The organism is Saccharothrix sp. NRRL B-16314, assembly GCF_000716595.1.
In the GTDB taxonomy this organism is placed as follows: domain Bacteria; phylum Actinomycetota; class Actinomycetes; order Mycobacteriales; family Pseudonocardiaceae; genus Actinosynnema.
In genome coordinates this window covers 1-18535 of the sequence record NZ_JNXC01000002.1, presented here as the reverse complement: position 1 = coordinate 18535, position 18535 = coordinate 1, and the positions used below count along the sequence as shown (strand labels likewise).

The following is an 18535-nucleotide window of genomic DNA, read 5'->3' as shown; positions in this document are numbered from 1 at the left end:
TCAACCGACGAGGCCCTTGCTCTGAGTGATCTTTGGTGGTGCTGTTAGTCCAGGTAGTCGCGCAGGACCTGCGACCGGGACGGGTGCCGGAGCTTCGACATCGTCTTCGACTCGATCTGCCGGATCCGCTCCCGCGTCACGCCGTACACCTGGCCGATCTCGTCCAGCGTGCGCGGCTGGCCGTCGGTGAGGCCGAACCGCAGCCGCACCACACCCGCCTCGCGCTCGGACAGCGTCGCCAGCACCGACTGCAACTGGTCCTGGAGCAGCGTGAACGACACCGCGTCCACGGCCACCACGGCCTCGGAGTCCTCGATGAAGTCACCGAGCTGGCTGTCGCCCTCGTCGCCGATCGTCTGGTCCAGCGAAATGGGCTCCCGGGCGTACTGCTGGATCTCCAGCACCTTCTCCGGGGTGATGTCCATTTCCTTGGCGAGCTCCTCGGGCGTGGGCTCGCGGCCCAGGTCCTGCAGGAGTTCACGCTGTATGCGGCCGAGCTTGTTGATGACCTCCACCATGTGCACCGGGATGCGGATGGTGCGGGCCTGGTCTGCCATCGCGCGGGTGATCGCCTGGCGGATCCACCACGTCGCGTACGTGGAGAACTTGTAGCCCTTGGTGTAGTCGAACTTCTCCACCGCGCGGATCAGACCGAGGTTGCCCTCCTGGATCAGGTCCAGGAACGCCATGCCACGACCGGTGTAGCGCTTCGCCAGCGACACCACGAGCCGGAGGTTCGCCTCCAGCAGGTGGTTCTTCGCCCGCTCGCCGTCCCGCACGATCCACCGCAGGTCACGGCGCATCTGCGGGGTCAGCTTCTCCTGCTCGTCCTCGGCCCGGCGCACCCGCTCGGCGGCGTAGAGGCCTGCCTCGATGCGCTTGGCGAGTTCGACCTCCTCTTCCGCGTTGAGGAGCGCGACCTTGCCGATCTGCTTCAAGTAGGCGCGGACCGAGTCGGCCGAGGCGGTGAGTTCGGCGTCCTTGCGGGCCTGCCGCAGGGCCTCCGACTCCTCCTCGTCCCAGACGAAGTCGCCCTCGCCGGGCTTGGCCTCCTCCTCGGCGGGCTCCTCCTCGACCGGCTCGTCGATCAGCTCGACGTCTTCGACCAGGTCTTCGGCATCAGGAGCGCCTTCGAGGTCTTCGGGATCCTCGCCGTCCTTCTTCACCTTGCCGGGCGCGGCAGTGGCGGCCTTGGCGGCCGTCTTGCGCGGCGCCCGCGTGGCCGTCTTCCCCGCCGCGGCGGTCTTCGCCGCCGGCTTCTTGGCCGGGGCCTTCCTCGCCGAGGTGGCCTTGGGCGTCTCCTCGGCGTCAGCCTTAGCTGCCTGAGTCGTCTTCGCGGCTGCCACGTACGCCCTTTCACGACTGTCGATCAAGGCAAACCGAAGGGCGCGAACCTCGGTCGCCTGAGTACGGGGGATCCCCCGCCGGATCGTTCGTCAGCGGGGCACCGTTCCATTGTAACGACGAGAATCGCGTGCCGTTGCGCCGCGGCGTCCTCCGGAGTGGTCCGACACGCGTTCTCGCAGGTGGAACCGTGCGCAAATCAGTGGCGGAGACCTTGCGCGGCGGCTACCGCGGCTCCCACGATGCCCGCGTCGTTCTTCAACGCGGCGGCGACCACCTCGGTGCGCACCTCGAGCAGCGGTAGCCACTTCTCGGCCTTCTTGCTGACCCCGCCGCCCGCGATCACCAGGTCCGGCCAGATCAGGTCCTCCAGCACGTTGATGTACCGGGAGACGCGCGGCGTCCACTCCGCCCACGTGAGGCCCTTGTCCTCCTTCACCGAGGCCGCGGCGCGCTTCTCCGCGTCGTGGCCGTCGACTTCGAGGTGGCCGAACTCCGTGTTGGGCACGAGCTTGCCGTCCAGGAACAGGGCGCTGCCGATGCCGGTGCCGAACGTCAGCAGCACCACCAGGCCGTCCCGGTCGACGCCCGAGCCGAAGCGCATCTCGGCGATACCGGCGGCGTCGGCGTCGTTGAGCACGACGACCTGGTCCTTCGGCCGGCCGAGGCGCTGGGCGAACAGCGCCGCCGCGTCCGTGCCGATCCACGCCTGGTCGACGTTCGCGGCGCTGTGCGCGATACCGTGCTTGACGACGCAGGGCAGGGTGACGCCCACGGGACCGTCCCAGTTGAACTTCTCGACGATCTCGGCGACCACGTCGGCGACCGCGTCCGGCGTCGACGGCTGCGGCGTGATGATGCGCAGGCGCTCGCCGTCCAGTGCACCCGCCTCCAGGTCCACGAGCCCGCCCTTGATGCCGGAACCGCCGATGTCCACACCGAACCCGCGGGTCATGCCCATCCCCGTGGCCCTTCCTACTCGATTCAGTAACCGTGGCCGCAGACATTAGCCTGCGGTTCTCCGATAGTCCCGTGAGAGTGACGCAGGAGGAACAGTTGCGTTTCGATCCGCGCTCCTTGGTCGACACTGCCGTGCTCGTGGCCCGCGAGGCGGGCGAGTTGGCGGTGGCCATGCGCGAAGCCGCCGTGACCGACGTCGACACGAAGAGCAGCGCCACCGACGTGGTGACCGCCGCCGACCGCGCGTCCGAGCAACTCGTCCGCCGGCGGCTCGCCGAGCTGCGGCCCGGTGAGCCGGTGATCGGCGAGGAAGAAGGGGGCACCGCCGCCGTCGAAGGGCTGACCTGGGTGGTCGACCCGATCGACGGGACGGTGAACTACCTGTACGGGATCCCGCACTACGCCGTGTCGATCGCCGCCCAGGTGGACGGCGAGTCGGTGGCCGGCGCGGTCGTGGAGCCGGCCAGTGGGCGGGTCTGGACGGCGGCGCGCGGTGGTGGGGCGTGGCTGGACGGGCGGCGGCTCGCCGTGTCGGACGCCACCCGATTGGACTTGTCCCTCCTGGGTTACGGCTTCGCGTACCGGGCGGAGCGGCGGCAGCGTCAGGCGGACGCGTGGGCGGGCTTGGCGACGCGGGTGCGGGACATGCGGCGGGCCGGTGCGGCGTCGTTGGACCTGTGCGCCGTGGCGGCGGGGCGGCTGGACGCGTACGCCGAGCACACCCTGGGCCGGTGGGACTGGGCCGCGGGGGCGTTGCTGGCCCGTGAGGCGGGTGCGGTCGTGCACCTGCCGGGGGAGGCGCCGGAGCTGGGTGCGGACGCCACGTTCGCCGCCGCCCCGGGAATCGCCGACGCCCTGTTCACCGCCTTGGTGGAGTGCGGCTTCGCCAAGGTCTAACCGTGAGTCCTACGTTCAGAGCCCGTGAGTCCTACGTTCGGAACCTCCGTGTCCTACGTTCGCGTACCCCGAGTTCAACGCTCAGAACGGCCAGAGCCGGCCGACCTTGTTCTGAACGTTGAACTCGGGCGTTCCGAACGTAGGACTCACGCGTTCGGAACGTAGGACTCACGCGATGCGAACGTAGGACTCACGGGAATCACCATCGTGGGGTCGCCCGTGGCGGGTGGTTCAGCAGTGGACGTCGCGGGCGGCCTGGAGGTTGTCGGCGTTCAGGGACTGCGGGGTCGAGCCCTCGGCCGCCTGTCCGCCCTGCTGCTCCGGCTGCTGCTCGGCCCACGCGGCCAGCTGGTCGAGCACCTTGCGGGCGTCGCTGTTCGGCTTCACCTCGCTGAACTTCTGGCCGATCGCCAGGTCCACCGTCGCGTCCTGCCGCTCGTCCCGCACCAGCTCGAGGCACGGCTCGATCAGGCTCAACGTCCGCGCCGCACCCGCACCGGGCGCGCCGAACCGGATCTGCCCGCGGCACGCCATGTCCTGCGCCGGGTACACCGGGTCGTTGCCCGGCTCCGCCGCCTGCTTCAACCCCAGCTCCACCAGCGTCGTCGCGACGAACCGCGCCTGGTTCCGCTGCGTGCTGGCGTTGAACACGCGGAACTGCACCTCGCCGACCGGAACCGGCTCCGTCCGGTCCAGCGCCTCGTGCTCCAGCACGGAGCCCAGCGCGGCCTGCGGCCCGGCCGGTGGCGCGGCGGACGCGACCGAAGGCGCAGGTCCGGGCGGGTTGCACTTGATCGCGGCGTCCACGTCCCCCGCGTCCGCCAGCACGCGGTTCCACACCACCACCGCCGTCACGGCGAGCACCAGGAACAGGACGAGCGCCGGCAACGGCCGTCGCTTCCGGTACCGCGACGACCCGCTGCTCCCCATACCGGGTCCCACGTCCGTCGACCTCCCCTGGACCGATGCTGATGGTGATCAGGCTATGCCGCGCCCCGCGGTCCCGCGTCTCGGGCGGGTATGTAGCGGGGTGCACCCACCCGGTCGCGGACGGTCAACGCCCATGACGGGCATCACAGCACGGGAGAGCCGGGTGGGCAATGCCCGTGCAAAGCCTATCGGGCCTGCGTGCGGAGGGCCTGTCACCCGTCTGCTCAATTAGGGGGAACCCGCTGCGCGGCCCTCCGATCGATGAGCTACCCTCTCGGCGCTCCGGGCACCGCCGGACACCGGAAAGCGTCGACGTACAGGGGGTTGACGCCCGGCCGCACGAGCGAGACCTCCGTCACTGGGGACGGGGGGCACAAATTGGGGCGCTGGTGCGTTAACCAGCGACACGAACAGTCTCCGTAGACCGCAGGGGTGAAAGAAGCATGGCGACCGACTACGACGCACCGCGTCGCAGCGAGGCGGACGAACTCGCTGAGGACTCCCTAGAGGAGCTGAAGGCGCGGCGCAACGAAACGCAGTCCGGGGTCGTCGACGTCGACGAGGACGCGACCGCCGAGAACTTCGAGCTGCCGGGCGCCGACCTGTCCGGTGAGGAGCTCACGTTCAAGGTCCTGCCGAAGCAGGCGGACGAGTTCACGTGCTCGAAGTGCTTCCTGGTGCACCACCGCAGCAGGCTGGCCGAGGAAGTCAACGGCCAGTACATCTGCCGCGACTGCGCCTGACGCACGACCGGAACACGCGACCCACCAGAGCAGTACGCAACACGGGCAGCAGGCACGCAGCAGTAAGCACGTAGCAGTAGGAAACGCAGAAGTAAGAAGCTACGACCAGACCAGGGCGCTCACCCCCACCGCCGGGGTGGCGTCCCGGTCCCAGTCGACGCGAGCCGGTCCGGGTTCGCCGCCGACCACCGGCAGTCCGTCACCGATCGCGCAGCAGGGCCGCCAGCTTCTCCGCCGAACGCACGCTGAACAGCCAGTACGGCGTCGGGTCGGCGGGGTCGTCGATCGCGACCCGCACCATCGGCCCGACCCACCCGCGGTGCGTCACGAACGCCATCGGGTCCAGGTTCGGCCCCATCGCCATCCGCTTCGACCTCGAGTCGAACACCTCGACCTCGCCGAGCAGGTCAAGCGGCACGTGAGCTTGGCCGACCCGCAGCTCGCCGCCGGACACCTCGACCTTCGCCGAACCCATCCGCACGATCAGCAGCACGGCCAGCGGCACCGTGATGACGTACGGCAGCCACGACCGCACGCCGGGGAACCCCATGTGGATCTCGGCGGCCAGCAGCGCGGCGGCGGCCAGCGGCAGCGGCCAGCCCCACCACGGGACGTACAGCCGCTCGCGGAACACGATGGGGGCGGTCACAGCACTCTCGCTCACGTCACCAGGGTAGTCTCGCCCGCCGTGCCCAGCGTCGAGGTCCTGTTGTCCCGGCTCGATCCCGCCGTGCCAGTCCCGGCTTACGCCCGACCGGGTGATGCCGGCGCGGACCTGGTGACGACCACCGACGTGGTGATCGAACCTGGCGAACGCGCGGTGGTCGGCACCGGCATCGCGATCGCGCTCCCCGAGGGCTATGCGGGATTCGTGCACCCGCGTTCGGGCCTGGCCGCGCGTGTCGGTCTGAGCGTGGTCAACACACCGGGCACGATCGACGCGGGCTACCGGGGTGAGATCAGGGTCTGCCTGGTGAACCACGACCTGCGCGAAGCCGTGGTGCTCGCGCGGGGTGACCGGATCGCCCAGCTCGTGGTGCAAAAGGTGGAGCACGCTGTGTTCCGCGAAGTCGAAGAGCTGCCCGTCTCCGCACGGGGAGAGGGCGGCTACGGCTCTACAGGCGGGCACGACGTGCTCGCCCGGACGGAGGGGTGAAGGCGATGTTCGGTAGGCGCCGCAAGCGCGGTAGGCACTCCGCGAACCGGGGGACGGCGCAACCCGAGGTCGAGTTCGACGGTGTCGAGGAGGCCGAGGAGGGGCCGTTCGACGAGTCGCTGGCCCCGGACGACGGACTGAACCGGCTGGACCTGGGTTCGATCCGGCTGCCCGTGCCCGACGGCGCGCAGCTCCAGGTGGAGATGGACCCGGCGGGCGCGGTGCGGGCGGTGCACCTGCTCACGACGGTCGGCCAGCTCACCGTCAGCGCGTTCGCCGCGCCGAAGTCGGACCGGCTGTGGCCGGACGTCAGCAGCGAGATGATCGCCCAGTTCAAGGCTGACGGCTTCCGGATCCTGCGGGAGAACGGCGAGTGGGGCGAGGAGATCGCGGCGCGCAACAACGAGGTGCACCTGCGGGTGGTGGGCGTGGACGGCCCCCGGTGGATGCTGCGCGGTATCGCGGCGGCGCCGACGGAGGAGCTGGGCCTGCGGGCGACCGAGGCGCTGTACGCGCTGGTCAGGGACACGGTCGTGGTGCGCGGCGAGCAGGCGATGCCGGTGCGCACGCCGTTGCCGATCGAACTGCCCGAGGCCATCGCCCGGCACGTCCAGGCCCAGCAGGAGGCCTAGCCCGACGCGTCCAGGTACGCGGTGAGCGCGGCGCGGCCCAGGGACTCCCGGTCCGCGCCCAGCGCCGCCAGCGTGGTCGTTCGCAGAGCGGCGCGGGGGAGCGCCCCGACCCACTCCCGAGCGACCTCCAACGGGTGAACGGGGTCGTCGGTGCAGGCGGCGACCCCCGTCGGCACCGGCAGCCCTCTCAACTCGGCCAACGTCGGCGCGGACGACCCGGCGGCCTCCCGCAGCACCTCCGCCAGTCGCGTCCCGTACCGGGGCCAGGCGCGCCGCAGTTCGGCGCCCAGCCACCCGTCGACCCCGTCCAGCGCAGCCTCGACGCCCGACTCCTCCACCACGGAGGCGCTGGCCGACGCCGCCAGCGACGCGGGCGCCCCGATTGCCGCCCCGTGCCACGCGGGCAGCGCCAGCAGCAGGCCCGCGCACCGCTCGGGGTGCCGCACCGCCCACGCCGCCGCCACGTGCGCGCCCAGCGACACCCCGCCCACGACCAGCGGAGTCCCGTTCCAGGCGGTGTCCAACGCCGCTATGTGCGCCCGGACACCACGGGACGCCGGTGCGACCAACGTCAACCCGGCCTCGGCCAGCGGCCCCGCGAACACCGACGCCACGAACACCTCGTCGGACGCGGTGCCGGGCAGCAGAACGGCGGGTGACGATCCCATGACGCCAGATCCTCCCCCAGTCGGATACCCGACCGGGTGTACCCGGTTACGCTGGCTGTTGGACGGGCTTCGACGTCGAGGCCCCGCGCATTCCAGGAGTCGGGGATGACTGGTACTGGGGGTGGCTACTGGCGCCGCCTCGTGCGTCGGCTTACCACCGACGTCAGTGAGTTGGACGCCGACGACCTGTCCCGAAAAGCCGAGGCCGTCGGGGCCATCCGCGCGTGCGACTGCAAGTCCGGTCAGGAGGTGACGGTGTTGGGCAGGCTGCGCAGTGTCGAGCTCTGCCCGCGTGACGCCGCCGCCACGCTGGAGGCTGAGTTGTACGACGGCACCGAGGGCGTCACGCTCGTCTGGCTGGGTCGTCGCCGGATCGCGGGCATCGAGCCGGGCAGGACGATCAAGGCCAGAGGGCGGATCGCGGTGCGTGACGGCCGCAAGGTGCTCTACAACCCCTACTACGAGTTGCAGAACGCTTCATGACACAAGTGGACGAGTCCGAGAAGCAGCCCACCATGCTCGAGCAGATGGGCGGCGTCAGCGGCCTCCTGTTCTCCTCGTTGCCGGTAGTGGTGTTCGTGCTGGTGAACGCGTTCGCAGGGCTCATGCCCGCGATCTGGAGCGCGCTGTCGTCAGCCGTCGTGATCGGCATCGTGCTGGCGATGCGCAAGGGTTCCATCCAGCCCGCCATCTCGGCGGTCTTCGGCGTCGGCATCGCCGCGTTCATCGCCTACCGCACCGGTGACGCCAAGGGCTTCTTCCTGTTCGGCATCTGGCAGAGCCTCGTCTACGGCGGCGTGTTCCTGGGCTCGATCCTGGTCAGGTGGCCGCTGGCCGGCGTGATCTGGTCGGCCCTCAACGGCCAGGGCCAGTCCTGGAGACAGGACAAGGCGAGCGTCCGCGACTACGACATCGCCACGCTCGTGTGGGCGTTGGTCTTCGGCTCCCGGTTCGTGGTGCAGCGGTGGCTGTACGACGAGGCGTCGGTCGGCTGGCTGGCCGCGGCGAAGCTGGCCATGGGCTACCCGCTGATGGCGGTGGCGCTGGTCGTGACCGTGTGGGCGGTCCGCCGTTCGGACAAGCGGCTGAAGGCCGTCCTCGCCGTCGAGGAGGAGGAGAACCGGGCTGCCGAGGAACGCCTCCGGGCGCAGGCCGAGTCCGACCCCGACGCCGCGAAGCCGACCATCTACGAGCAGATGCTCGACGCCCCCGCCGAACACCGCCCGCAGCCCGCACGGGCCGACGAGCGCTGACTCACCCCGACCCACCTCACCGGCCCCTGCGGGAACACCCACGGGCCGGTGAGGCGGGGTCGGATCGGCTGAAGCACCTCGGCCCGCGCAGATCACGACGTTTCCGGCTCGCACCGCTAACGCACTGGCGACCGCCCCAGGCACACGGTCACGGGGGAGCGGCTGACCCGCTGGCACCAGGTGCAGCCACCAGGCTCGCCGTCCACGTGCTCCCGGTGGCCGGCACGGCTTCCGCGATTATCCTTGGTGTGCGCTCGCGCGCGTTGTGTGTCGCATGCGAGCAGCGACTGTCTTCGGAGGGGGTCGCGTGAAGATCTTCGACAAAGAACCCACCACGGTTGACATCGCGCAGAACCTGCTGAACGCCGCGCGCCAGTGGCCGCTCAGCTCGCAGGAGCGCGCCAACCTCCTGGCTGAGGCCCAGCTCATCGTGTCCGTGGACATCATGACGCGCAGCAGGACGGTATTCGGCGCGATCGACTACCCGCGCTAGCCGGACCACCGGGACGGCACAGCGTCACCGGCTCGAGCTGCGAAGACGGGCGGCGCATCGTCGTCCGCCCGCCCGGACACCCGGCTGAATCGAGGCAGGCCTCACCGATCCGCGGCGCCTTCCACCACGAGGCTGCCGCCCAGGACGCACCCGCGTCACGGCCCTTCCGCGCCGGCTCACAGGTAGCCCGTAACCACGCGCCGCAAGCCGCAGCGACGTCACCAGAACGGCAATTCGTGCAGGTGGGCGGACCGCCGCCAGGGGACAACCCGAGCGGGCCTGAGTCAGTACCCCAGCGCCGAGCGGATCTCGTTCTCCACGGCGGCGGAGGCGACGAACAGCAGTTCGTCCCCGCCCTCCAGCGTGTCCTCGGGCGTCGGCACGATGACCCGGCCGCCGCGCAGGATCGTCACCAGCGCCGCGTCGCGCGGCAGCGCCAGCCCGTTCACCGGGGACCCGGCCAGCGGCGTGTCACCGGGAAGGGTGATCTCCACGAGGTTCGCCTGACCCTGGCGCAGCGTCATCAGCCGAACCACGTCGCCGACCGTCACCGCCTCCTCGACCAGCGCGGACAGGATGCGCGGCGTGGACACGGCCACGTCGACGCCCCACGATTCGGTGAACAGCCACTCGTTGGCCGGGTCGTTCACCCGGGCCACCACGCGCTTCACCGCGAACTCGGTCTTCGCCAGCAGCGACACCACCAGGTTGACCTTGTCGTCACCGGTCGCCGCGATCACCACGTCGCACAGCTGCATCCCGGCGTCTTCCAAGGACGACAGCTCGCACGCGTCGGCCTGCACCCACTCGGCCTGCTCCACGGTGTGCGGCTCGAAGTGGTTGCGGTCCCGCTCGATCAGCATGACCTGGTGCCCGTCGGACACCAGTTCGGCCGCGATGGACCGGCCTACCGCGCCGGCCCCGGCAATGGCGATACGCACTAGCTCTCCTCGGGCGCGTGAGCCGCAGCCGCGGCCACATCGGTCACGGTGCCGGACAGGGCGGCCACGTACACCTGGTCGTCGGCCTGGAGCACCGTCTGCAAGTCGGGCAGCACGCCGGTGCCGAACCGCATGACGAACGCCACCCGGCACCGCGCGACGTCCTCGAGGTCGCGCACCGTACGCCCCACCCAGTCCTCGTGCAGCTCAAGGGGCAGGACGGCCACCGTGCCGGACGGGTCGCGCCACGCGGTCGCCGTGCCCTCCGGCAGCAGCATCCGCAGGAACCGGTCGGTGGACCACGGCACGGTCGCCACGGTCGGGATGCCCAGCCGCTCGTACACCGCGGCGCGCTTCTCGTCGTAGATCCGGGCGACCACCGCCTCCACCCCGAACGTCTCCCGCGCCACCCGCGCCGAGATGATGTTGGAGTTGTCGCCGCTGGACACGGCCGCGAACGCGCCCGCCCGCTCGATACCGGCCTGGACCAGCACCTTCTGGTCGAAGCCGTTGCCGACGACCTGCTGGCCGTGGAAGTCCGGGCCGAGTCTCCGGAACGACTGCGCGTCCTTGTCGATCACCGAGACCTGGTGGTCCAGGCGCTCCAACGCCCTGGCCAGGGACGAGCCCACCCGGCCACAGCCCATGATCACCACGTGCACGAAAGCCTCCCGAACGACGTCTTCGGAGAACCTACCCACGATTAGTCCGACCAGGGGACGCGACCCCTTACGCTTTCGACCCGTGTCCAAGCTCGCAACCGCGGCCAAGCGCCTCCTCGTCGGCAGGCCCTTCCGCAGCGATCGCCTCTCCCACACACTGCTGCCCAAACGCATCGCGCTGCCGGTGTTCGCCTCGGACGCAATGTCGAGCGTGGCCTACGCGCCCGAGGAGATCTTCCTCGTGCTGTCGGTGGCGGGTCTGTCGGCCTACACCCTCGCGCCGTGGGTGGGCGTGGCGGTGGTCGTCGTGATGCTGACGGTCGTGGCGAGCTACCGGCAGAACGTGCACGCCTACCCCTCGGGCGGCGGCGACTACGAGGTAGCCACGGTGAACCTGGGCCGCAGAGCGGGCCTCACCGTGGCCAGCGCCCTCCTCGTGGACTACATCCTGACCGTCGCCGTCTCCATCGCGTCGGCGGCGGCGAACATCGGCTCGGCCATCCCGTTCGTCGGCACCCACAAGGTCGCGTTCGCGGTCGTCGCGATCGTCGTCCTCACCGCGATCAACCTGCGCGGCATCCGGGAATCCGGCAGCGCGTTCGCCATCCCGACCTACGCGTTCATGGTCGGTATCCTCTTCATGGTCGGCTACGGCATGTTCCGGGGCTTCTTCCTCGGCGACGAGATGCGCGCCGAGAGCGCGGGCCTGGAGCTGCGGGCCGAGGACGACCACCTGGTCGGCCTGGCGTTCATGTTCCTCGTGCTGCGGGCGTTCTCGTCCGGCAGCGCGGCGCTGACGGGCGTCGAGGCGATCAGCAACGGCGTGCCCGCGTTCCGCAAGCCGAAGTCGCGCAACGCGGCGACCACGCTGCTCATGATGGGTCTGATAGCGGTCACGATGCTGATGGGCCTGATCGTGCTGGCCCAGCTCACCGGCGTGAAGATGGCCGAGGACCCGGAGCACCAGCTCGTCAACGCGCCCGCGGGCTACGAGCAGAAGACGATGGTCGCCCAGATCGCGGGCGCGGTGTTCGAGGGCTTCCCGGTCGGGTTCTTCTTCATCACCGGTGTCACCGCGCTGATCCTGGTGCTGGCCGCGAACACCGCGTTCAACGGCTTCCCGGTGCTCGGCTCGATCCTCGCCCAGGACCGGTACCTGCCGCGCCAGCTGCACACCCGCGGCGACCGGCTGGCGTTCAGCAACGGCATCGTGTTCCTCGCGGGCGCGGCGATCGTGCTGGTCATCGCGTTCGACGCGGAGGTCACCAAGCTCATCCAGCTCTACATCGTGGGCGTGTTCGTGTCGTTCACGATGAGCCAGACCGGCATGATCCGGCACTGGAACCGGCTGCTGGCGACCGAGGAGGACCCGGCCGCCCGGCGTCGGATGCGCCGCTCGCAGGCGATCAACACCTTCGGCCTCGCGATGACGGCCACCGTCCTGGTGATCGTGCTGATCACGAAGTTCACCAAGGGCGCGTGGATCGCGATCGCCGCGATGGCCGCCATCTACGGCCTGATGACCGCGATCCGCCGGCACTACGACCGCGTCGCCGAGGAACTGCGCCGGCAGGAGCTGAACAAGGAGCAGCAGAAGCTGCTGCCCGCCCGCAACCACGCCATGGTGCTCGTCTCCAAGCTCCACATGCCCACGCTGCGGGCCATGGCGTACGCCAAGGCGACCCGGCCGGACATCCTGGAGGCGGTGACGGTCAACGTGGACGACATGGACACCCGCCGGCTCGTGCAGGAGTGGGAGAAGGAGAACTTCAAGGTGCCGCTGAAGGTGATCGAGTCCCCGTACCGGGAGATCACCAGGCCGGTCCTGGACTACGTCAAACGGGTCCGCACGGACAACCCGCGCGACGTGGTGACGGTGTTCATCCCGGAGTACGTGGTCGGCCACTGGTGGGAGCAGTTCCTGCACAACCAGAGCGCCCTGAGGTTGAAGGGCAGGCTGCTGTTCCAACCGGGCGTCATGGTGACGAGCGTGCCCTGGCAGCTGGCGTCATCCTCGAAGGTGACCGACAAAGACGACGTCGTCGCGCCCGGCGCCATCCGGCGCGGTCTGGACAAGCGTGGCCAAGAGGATCAGAGGAACGGCAAGTGACGGCGACCTGGAAGCAGCGGCTCATCGAGGTGGAGGTCGGCGCGGTCGCCCACGGCGGGCACTGCGTCGCCCGGCACGAGGGCCGCGTCGTCTTCGTCCGGCACGCGCTGCCCGGCGAACGGGTGGTCGTCCGGATCACCGAGGACACCGGCGGCTCGTTCTGCCGCGGTGACGCCGTCGAGGTGCTGGAGGCGTCCCCGGACCGGGTCCAGCCGCCGTGCCCGTACGCGGGCCCCGGCCTGTGCGGCGGCTGCGACTGGCAGCACGCGTCGTGGCAGGCGCAGCGCGAGCTGAAGGCCGCCGTGATCAGCGAGCAGCTGCACCGGCTGGCGAAGCTCGACTGGGAGGTCATCGTCGAGGACCTGCCCGGCGGGCCGGAGGACTGGCGCACCCGGATGCGGATGGCCGTCGGCCGTGACGGTCGCGCCGGGTTCCGCGCCCACCGCAGCCACGAGGTCATCGCCGTGGACGACTGCGTCATCGCCGTGCCGGACGCGCTGAAGGACGTCGTCGACCGCACGTGGCCCCCGAAGTCCGAGCTCGTCGTCACCCGTGACGCGGGCGCGCAGGTCCACCTCACCGAGATCGGCCCGCCGGTCGTGCGCCGCGGCCGTCCCGTGCCCGGACCCGCACGGCGCCGCGCCGGCAGCGGCACGGCGACCGAACTCGCCGCGGGCCGGACCTGGAACCTGCGCGCGGACGGCTTCTGGCAGGTACACCCGGCCGCCGCGGACACGTTCGCGGCCGTGGTCCGGGACTGGGCGGACTGCCAGCCCGGCGAACGGGCCTGGGACCTGTACGGCGGCGTGGGCCTGTTCGCGTCCGTGCTGGCCGAGCAGGTCGGCGTCTCGGGTTCCGTCGCGGTGGTCGAGTCGTCGTACGGCGCGGTCGAGGACGGCAAGCTCAACCTGTCCGACCAGCCGCAGGTCAACTGGTACGTGGGCCGCACGGAGACGGTGCTGGAGTCGGCCGACTTCACCGACCTGCCACCCGACGTCGTGGTGCTGGACCCGCCGCGCAAGGGCGCGGGCAAGGTCGTGGTGACCGCCATCGCACGAAGTCGACCCTCTCGTGTGGTGTACGTCGCGTGCGACCCGGCCGCCCTGGCCCGCGACATCGCCTCCTTCGCCCATCAGGGCTACGAATTGGCCCAGCTCAGGGCGTTCGACGCGTTCCCGATGACTCACCACGTCGAGTGCATCGCGCTGCTCAAGCCCGTTCGCTGAGCGCCGTCTCAGCCCTCCGTCCGTAGACTGACCGGGCAATCGGGGAGCCGACCACAGGGCGAGGTGGAGCGCAGTGACGCTGCTGGAATCCGTGCACGGACCGGCGGATCTGAAACGGCTGGGGGCCGACGAGCTGGTGCGGCTCGCGGCCGAGATCCGGCGGTTCCTGGTCGACAAAGTCTCCCGGACCGGCGGACACCTCGGTCCCAACCTCGGCGTCGTCGAGCTGACCATCGCGGTGCACCGGGTCTTCGACTCGCCGCAGGACTCGGTCGTCTTCGACACCGGCCACCAGAGCTACGTGCACAAGATCCTCACCGGTCGACGTGACGGCTTCGACACGCTGCGCCAGAAGGGCGGCCTCTCCGGCTACCCGTCGCGGTCGGAGAGCGAGCACGACATCGAGGAGAACAGCCACGCCTCGACCGCCCTCTCCTACGCCGACGGCCTGGCCAAGGCCTACCAGCTCGGCGGCGAGCGCCGGCACGTCGTCGCGGTCGTCGGCGACGGCGCGCTGACCGGCGGCATGTGCTGGGAAGCCCTGAACAACATCGCCGCGGGCGTCGACCGCTCCGTGGTGATCGTGGTCAACGACAACGGCCGCTCCTACTCGCCCACCATCGGCGGCCTGGCTGACCACCTCTCCTCCCTGCGCCTGCAGCCCCGCTACGAACGCGCCCTGGAACGCGGCAAGAACGCCCTCCAGGGCACCCCGATCGTCGGCAAGCCCGTCTACGCGGCCCTGCACGCGGCCAAGCGCGGCATCAAGGACGCGCTCAGCCCGCAGGCCATGTTCGAGGACCTCGGCCTCAAGTACATCGGCCCGGTCGACGGCCACGACCACGCCGTGCTGGAGTCGGCGCTGCGGCGGGCCAAGTCGTTCGGCGGACCGGTCATCGTGCACACCGTGACCCGCAAGGGCAACGGCTTCGCGCCCGCCGAGAACCACGAGGCCGACCAGATGCACGCCACCGGCGTCATCGACCCCATCACCGGCGAGAACATCGGCCCGTCCAAGCGCACGTGGACCCACGTGTTCGCGGAGGAGCTGGCGACCCTGGGCGGCGAGCGGCCGGACCTGGTCGCCATCACCGCCGCCATGCGCGGCCCGACAGGGCTGGACAAGTTCGCCGGCCTCTACCCGGACCGCTGCTTCGACGTCGGCATCGCCGAGCAGCACGCCATGACGTCCGCCGCGGGCCTCGCCATGGGTGGGATGCACCCGGTGGTGGCGATCTACGCGACGTTCCTCAACCGGGCGTTCGACCAGCTGCTGATGGACGTCGCCATGCACAAGCAGGGCGTCACCGTCGTCCTGGACCGCGCGGGCATCACCGGCCCCGACGGCGCGTCCCACCACGGCATGTGGGACCTGTCCATCTGCGGCCTCATCCCCGGCATCCACGTCGCCGCGCCCCGTGACGCCGCCACGCTCCGCGAGGAGCTGCGCGAGGCCGTCCGGATCTCCGACGCGCCGTCCGTGGTCCGCTACCCGAAGGCGTCGGTCGGGCCCGACCTGCCCGCCGTGGAGCGCGTCGGCAAGGTCGACGTCCTCCAGCGCTCCGGCGACGACGTCCTGCTGGTGACGGTCGGCGCGTTCGGCTCCCTGGGCCTGGCCGCCGCTCAGCGCCTCGCCGACCAGGGCATCGGCGTCACCGTCGTGGACCCGCGCTGGGTCTTCCCGGTACCCGCCGACCTGGTCGCCATGGCCGCCGAACACCGCCTCGTGGTGACCGTCGAGGACGGCGGACGCCACGGCGGCTTCGGCTGGGCGCTGGCCGCCGCACTGCGCGACGCCTCCGTCGACGTCCCGCTCCGCGACCTGGCCATCCCGCAGGCGTTCCAGGAGCACGGCGAACGCGCCGAGGTCCTGGCCGACTGCGGCCTGACCGCCCAGGACGTAGCCCGCCGCATCACCGAGTGGGTAGTAGCCGACCAACCCACCGCCACCCCCGCAACCGCCAAAAACTAACCCCACCCACCCACCCCACCCACCGCTCCACGCACGCTCCGCACCACGCACGCTCCGCTACACCGCACGCTCCGCACCCGCAGCCCCCGGCCACCCCGGGGGCTGCCGCGTCTCACCCCCGCGTGAGTCCTACGCCCAGAACACGTGAGTCCTACGTTCAGCACACGTGAGTCCTACGTTCAGCACACGTGAGTCCTACGTTCGGGACCCCCGAGTTCAACGCTCAGAACACGCGAGCCCTCCACCCAGACGCCGCGAGTCGCGCGTTCGAGTCGCCGACGCCCGCGCTCTGTCGGTCCCTCGTGGTTGGGTATGTGCGAGGGGATCCCCGGCCAGGGGCACCCCTGCGACAGCACGCCGACAGGGCACCGACAGCTTCACGCTAAGCAGCCTCTCAGGGATGTGTGGCACCGTTGTGGCGTGCGGATCCTGGTAGTCGAGGACGAGGTGCCGTTGGCCGACGCGATCGCGCGTGGCCTGCGGCGCGAAGGTATGGCGGTCGACGTCGCGTACGACGGCGAGACCGGCCACGAGAAGGCGACCGTGACCCGGTACGACGTGGTCGTGCTGGACCGCGACCTACCCGGCATGTCCGGTGACGAACTGTGCAAGGAGATCCTCAGCTCCGGCGCCCTGACCAGGGTCATGATGCTCACGGCCAGTGCCGGCATCGACGACCGGGTCGCGGGCCTGTCCCTCGGCGCGGACGACTACCTGGCCAAGCCCTTCGCGTTCCCGGAGCTGGTCGCCCGCGTCCGGGCCCTCGCCCGCCGCGCCACCCCGGCCACGCCACCGCTGCTCACCGCCCGCGACGTCGAACTCGACCCGGCCCGCCGCACGGTCCGCCGCGCCGGCCAACCCGTCGAGCTGACCCGCAAGGAATTCGGCGTACTGGAAGTGCTGCTCGCCGCCAAGGGGTCGGTCGTGTCGAGCGAAGAGCTGCTGGAACGCGTCTGGGACGAGAACGCCGACCCGTTCACCACCACCGTCCGCGTCACGGTCATGACGCTGCGCAAGAAGCTGGGCGAGCCGGGCATCATCGACACGGTGGTCGGCTCCGGCTACCGCGTGCCCACGGCAGGTCTCCCCGAAGTAGGCCCACGCTGAACTCAGAGCTGGCCGGAAGGCGCGGACCGGGGCTGCGGACGCGGCTGACCCTCCTCGCGACGGGCCTGGTCGCGTTCGTCAGCGGCCTGCTGCTCCTGCTCGGCTGGCTGCTGGTCGGCCGCGTCATCGCCTCGTCGCCCCGCTTCGCGGAAGGCAGCACCGTCATCGTCGACGGACGTGAGGTGGACGCCGGCGCCCTCATCGATTTGCTCGGCGAACAGGCCCGCGACGACGTGCTGCGGTCCGGCTCGGTCGCATTCCTCTGCGTCGTGGCCGCCGCCGCCCTGCTCGCCTGGACCATCACCGGGCGCGTGCTCCAACCCGTGCACGACGTCACCGACGCGGCCCGCCGCCTCTCCGCCGAGTCACTGGGGGAGAGGCTGCGCCTGGAAGGCCCGCGCGACGAGGTCGCCGAACTGGCGGACACGTTCGACGAGATGCTCGACCGGTTGCAGGCGGCGTTCGAATCGCAGCGACGGTTCGTCGCCAACGCCTCGCACGAGCTGCGCACACCGCTGGCCGTGGTCCGCACCGAACTCGACGTGACGCTCGCCGACCCGGACGCCGATGTCGACGAACTGCGTCGCATGGCCGGTGTGGTGCGTGCCGCGACGGAACGTGCCGAGCAGCTGGTCAGCGCGTTGCTGCTGCTCGCCCGCACGGACGGGATCGGGCTGGCGGTGCGCGAGCCGGTGGACCTGAACGCCGTGGTGGAGTGGGCGTGGAAGGCCGCGCGGCCGGAGGCGGAGGACCGTCAGCTGCGGGTGTCGTTCGTGACGGCCCCGGCGCCCGCCGTCGGCGATCCCGCCTTGTTGGAGCGGATCGCGGGGAACCTGCTGGAGAACGCCGTGCGCCACAACCTGCCTGGTGGGTGGATCGAGGTGCGCACTGAAGGCGGCCCGGAATGGACGTTGCTGCGGGTGTCGTCGTCCGGGCCGGTGATCGCGCCGGATCGGGTGGAAGAGCTGTTCGAGCCGTTCCGACGGGGTGGCACCGACCGGACCGCGCGCACCGGCACCGGGCTCGGGCTGTCCATCGTGAGGGCTGCTGTCGCAGCTCACGAGGGTCAAGTGCACGCCACGGCGGTGCACGGCGGAGGGCTGTCGGTGGCCGTGCACTTGCCGTCGGCGCCGCACGGAAAACTCGGTTGAGTGGTCCCGATCACACATGATCCGGATCTAGGGTCGTTGCACGTGCTCCCACCTGCGAAGACATGGCCCCAGGACCCCGATTTGTCTCCGCGTTCGGCGGGGTGTAACTTTCTCCATGTCAGCACGGAACGGGCCGGAGAGAAACCGGAACGGAGTGCGGCGGAACATAGAAGCCCCGGATCGAATCACTAAATGTGACGAGTGACGGTGTGCGCGTGTTCTTTGAGAACTCAACAGCGTGCCGAATAGCCAGTAAATTTATGAACCTCGTCAAGAGGTTTCCTTTGAGA

Annotated in this window: 19 protein-coding genes; 12 read left to right on the top strand and 7 right to left on the bottom strand. The window is 70.4% G+C overall.

From position 1 onward, the window contains the following. Positions 1–44: 44 nt before the first annotated feature. Positions 45–1373 (bottom strand): RNA polymerase sigma factor, encoded by a 1329-nt coding sequence (locus tag OQ02_RS04975; protein WP_197043220.1) that lies wholly within the window; start codon positions 1371–1373, stop codon positions 45–47. A 170-nt stretch (positions 1374–1543) separates the two neighbouring features. Beyond that, positions 1544–2305 (bottom strand): polyphosphate--glucose phosphotransferase, encoded by a 762-nt coding sequence (gene ppgK, locus OQ02_RS04970; protein ID WP_033437078.1) that lies wholly within the window; start codon positions 2303–2305, stop codon positions 1544–1546. Between the two features lie 95 nt (positions 2306–2400). On the opposite strand from ppgK, the gene OQ02_RS04965 reads away from it, so the two are divergent. Further along, positions 2401–3201 (top strand): inositol monophosphatase family protein, encoded by an 801-nt coding sequence (locus tag OQ02_RS04965; RefSeq protein ID WP_081915438.1) that lies wholly within the window; start codon positions 2401–2403, stop codon positions 3199–3201. A 231-nt stretch (positions 3202–3432) separates the two neighbouring features. Here OQ02_RS04965 and cei read toward each other — a convergent pair whose 3' ends face one another. Next, a complete protein-coding gene (gene cei, locus OQ02_RS04960; RefSeq protein ID WP_063747011.1) occupies positions 3433–4131 on the bottom strand; it encodes an envelope integrity protein Cei in 699 nt (232 codons plus the stop codon). Between the two features lie 443 nt (positions 4132–4574). On the opposite strand from cei, the gene OQ02_RS04955 reads away from it, so the two are divergent. Further along, entirely contained in the window at positions 4575–4874 is a 300-nt protein-coding gene (locus OQ02_RS04955) for a DUF4193 domain-containing protein (protein WP_033437076.1), read from the top strand. Positions 4875–5073: 199 nt separating this feature from the next. Here the strand turns inward: OQ02_RS04955 and OQ02_RS04950 are convergent, their stop codons facing one another. Next, a complete protein-coding gene (locus OQ02_RS04950; RefSeq protein ID WP_033437075.1) occupies positions 5074–5538 on the bottom strand; it encodes a DUF3093 domain-containing protein in 465 nt (154 codons plus the stop codon). Positions 5539–5562: 24 nt separating this feature from the next. On the opposite strand from OQ02_RS04950, the gene dut reads away from it, so the two are divergent. Together dut and OQ02_RS04940 are read left to right on the top strand one after the other, a co-directional pair. Further along, complete coding sequence (dut, locus tag OQ02_RS04945) at positions 5563–6030, top strand: dUTP diphosphatase (RefSeq protein WP_033437074.1); 468 nt, start codon at positions 5563–5565, stop codon at positions 6028–6030. A 5-nt stretch (positions 6031–6035) separates the two neighbouring features. Beyond that, complete coding sequence (locus OQ02_RS04940; protein ID WP_033437392.1) at positions 6036–6662, top strand: DUF3710 domain-containing protein; 627 nt, start codon at positions 6036–6038, stop codon at positions 6660–6662. Here the strand turns inward: OQ02_RS04940 and OQ02_RS04935 are convergent. Next, positions 6659–7330, bottom strand: a complete 672-nt coding sequence (locus OQ02_RS04935) for an alpha/beta fold hydrolase (RefSeq protein ID WP_033437073.1) — start codon at positions 7328–7330, stop codon at positions 6659–6661. The two genes, OQ02_RS04940 and OQ02_RS04935, sit on opposite strands and share 4 nt — an antisense overlap. Positions 7331–7435: 105 nt before the next feature. On the opposite strand from OQ02_RS04935, the gene OQ02_RS04930 reads away from it, so the two are divergent. The 3 genes from OQ02_RS04930 (at position 7436) to OQ02_RS04920 (ending at position 9076) form a co-directional block, all read left to right on the top strand. Beyond that, positions 7436–7813 carry an OB-fold nucleic acid binding domain-containing protein gene (locus OQ02_RS04930; protein ID WP_033437072.1) on the top strand — a complete coding sequence of 126 codons (378 nt, stop codon included), beginning with the start codon at positions 7436–7438 and terminating at the stop codon, positions 7811–7813. Then, positions 7810–8583: a DUF3159 domain-containing protein gene (locus OQ02_RS04925; RefSeq protein WP_081915406.1), complete on the top strand. Its 774-nt coding sequence runs from the start codon at positions 7810–7812 to the stop codon at positions 8581–8583. The genes OQ02_RS04930 and OQ02_RS04925 overlap by 4 nt, the downstream gene beginning before the upstream one ends. Before the next feature lie 307 nt (positions 8584–8890). Then, positions 8891–9076, top strand: a complete 186-nt coding sequence (locus OQ02_RS04920; RefSeq protein WP_033437071.1) for a hypothetical protein — start codon at positions 8891–8893, stop codon at positions 9074–9076. A gap of 284 nt (positions 9077–9360) precedes the next feature. On the opposite strand, the gene OQ02_RS04915 is transcribed toward OQ02_RS04920, so the two are convergent. Next, the gene (locus OQ02_RS04915; protein ID WP_033437070.1) at positions 9361–10017 is read right to left on the bottom strand and encodes a potassium channel family protein; all 657 of its coding nucleotides are present in this window, start codon (positions 10015–10017) and stop codon (positions 9361–9363) included. After that, complete coding sequence (locus OQ02_RS04910; RefSeq protein WP_033437069.1) at positions 10017–10679, bottom strand: potassium channel family protein; 663 nt, start codon at positions 10677–10679, stop codon at positions 10017–10019. Before OQ02_RS04910 ends, OQ02_RS04915 begins: the two co-directional genes overlap by 1 nt. An 82-nt stretch (positions 10680–10761) precedes the next feature. Here OQ02_RS04910 and OQ02_RS04905 point away from each other — a divergent pair, with 82 nt between their 5' ends. The 5 genes from OQ02_RS04905 (at position 10762) to OQ02_RS04885 (ending at position 18245) form a co-directional block, all read left to right on the top strand. Further along, positions 10762–12789, top strand: a complete 2028-nt coding sequence (locus OQ02_RS04905) for an APC family permease (protein ID WP_033437068.1) — start codon at positions 10762–10764, stop codon at positions 12787–12789. Continuing rightward, positions 12786–14015 (top strand): class I SAM-dependent RNA methyltransferase, encoded by a 1230-nt coding sequence (locus tag OQ02_RS04900; RefSeq protein ID WP_033437067.1) that lies wholly within the window; start codon positions 12786–12788, stop codon positions 14013–14015. The genes OQ02_RS04905 and OQ02_RS04900 overlap by 4 nt, the downstream gene beginning before the upstream one ends. 73 nt (positions 14016–14088) lie before the next feature. Then, positions 14089–15987, top strand: a complete 1899-nt coding sequence (gene dxs, locus OQ02_RS04895; RefSeq protein ID WP_033437066.1) for a 1-deoxy-D-xylulose-5-phosphate synthase — start codon at positions 14089–14091, stop codon at positions 15985–15987. 420 nt (positions 15988–16407) lie between these two features. Continuing rightward, positions 16408–17094 carry a response regulator transcription factor gene (locus tag OQ02_RS04890; RefSeq protein ID WP_033437065.1) on the top strand — a complete coding sequence of 229 codons (687 nt, stop codon included), beginning with the start codon at positions 16408–16410 and terminating at the stop codon, positions 17092–17094. Between the two features lie 8 nt (positions 17095–17102). Continuing rightward, positions 17103–18245, top strand: a complete 1143-nt coding sequence (locus OQ02_RS04885; RefSeq protein WP_033437390.1) for a sensor histidine kinase — start codon at positions 17103–17105, stop codon at positions 18243–18245. The last annotated feature ends 290 nt before the right edge of the window (positions 18246–18535 follow it).